This is a genomic window from Clostridium algoriphilum (genome assembly GCF_020443705.1).
In the GTDB taxonomy this organism is placed as follows: Bacteria; Bacillota; Clostridia; order Clostridiales; family Clostridiaceae; genus Clostridium_AD; species Clostridium_AD algoriphilum.
This window is the reverse complement of sequence record NZ_JAIZZK010000098.1, coordinates 1-1,291: the sequence shown is the minus strand read 5'-3', so window position 1 is coordinate 1,291 and position 1,291 is coordinate 1. Positions and strand designations below refer to the sequence as shown.

The following is a 1,291-nucleotide window of genomic DNA, read 5'->3' as shown; positions in this document are numbered from 1 at the left end:
AAGTAGTTAATATTGAAATAAGATGATTAGGAGGTCTATCTTTATGGGAAAAATTAAGTTTTCACGAAAGCTCACAGAAGTTGGCAATGGAAAGGCATACAACATAATTTTCGATATGTTGTATGGGTTTACCTAGGTGATGTGTAAACTAAGTAATAACTAAGTTGTCATTTTCGATATTTAAATAAATCTAAACCCAATATAATAACAAAGAAAATAAAAAGAGTAGGAGGGATATCTCCTCTACTACTCTTTCACCAATTTAATAAACAATTACTTCATCAATAAATAGTTTAACCAGTAAATATCGAAATATACATTGAGGATATTTTAGTAATTATTCTAAATAACGTGCCCCTCGTTTTTATAATAATATTGTCAACTTATTCTATGTCCTCATATCTATTTCTTATATTTTGTAAGTTGATTTCTGTCTTCCATTTGAGGAGGCTCTTCCATCCACTTATGTATAATCATTAATTTTCCACCTTTTTTTGCATAATCAAATGTATCCTTTGCAATTATTGCAAGTTTAGTATGTAAATCACTTCTCATACTAAAGGATGTACCTAAAGCATTGTAACCTATTGCAGAGCTAGACACTAAACTTGTTATATACATCATAAGTTTATCCGAAAAAGGTGTCTCAGTTGAATCTGTAGCTCTACCTGCCCATGTACTCGGAGGCTGAATATCACTTTGTAATAATACATTACTTAAATTAGTAATAATCTTTTTTGCTAATTCTTTACCTTCTATGAAATATTCTTTAACTTCACTTTCCGCTGCAACTTGTGCAAACCCTGTCATCAACTGCATACCAAAAATGTTATCTTCAATAGCTTCATTAAGAAAACCAACTTCAATTGTATTTAATGCACGTTTATCAGAAAAAAGATTATGTCCACTCATGTAATTTTTATCTTCAATAAATTCTACTTTCTTTGGCATAGTTACATATGGTGGCTTTGCAAAAACTCCTTTTTCTAATAGATAGTTTGTTGTCATACCATAATACTTATCAGCAAGATCGTAATTATGCTTTAATATATCACGAGCTTCTTTTGTATATGACATAGCTGAAAATACAGCAGAATGACCAAAATTTAATTTCATCATTTGGCGAACAAACATTATATTAAAAATGTCATCAAATAGAGGAGGCGCTTCTCTTACCACTTCATGTTCATCAAATCCCATTGGAATAACTGCTTTTTCATTATTAAATACATTCACAATTTCATTCAGTATATTTTGTCCTTCAGGAATATAGGTACTTAATATGTTTTGA

Annotated in this window: 1 protein-coding gene; it reads right to left on the bottom strand. The window is 29.8% G+C overall.

The window, feature by feature from the left end; translation table 11 throughout:
- Positions 1 to 402: 402 nt before the first annotated feature.
- Positions 403 to 1,291 (bottom strand): DUF3231 family protein (locus LGK95_RS22045; RefSeq protein WP_226127045.1); only part of this gene is annotated, 889 nt, incomplete at its 5' end.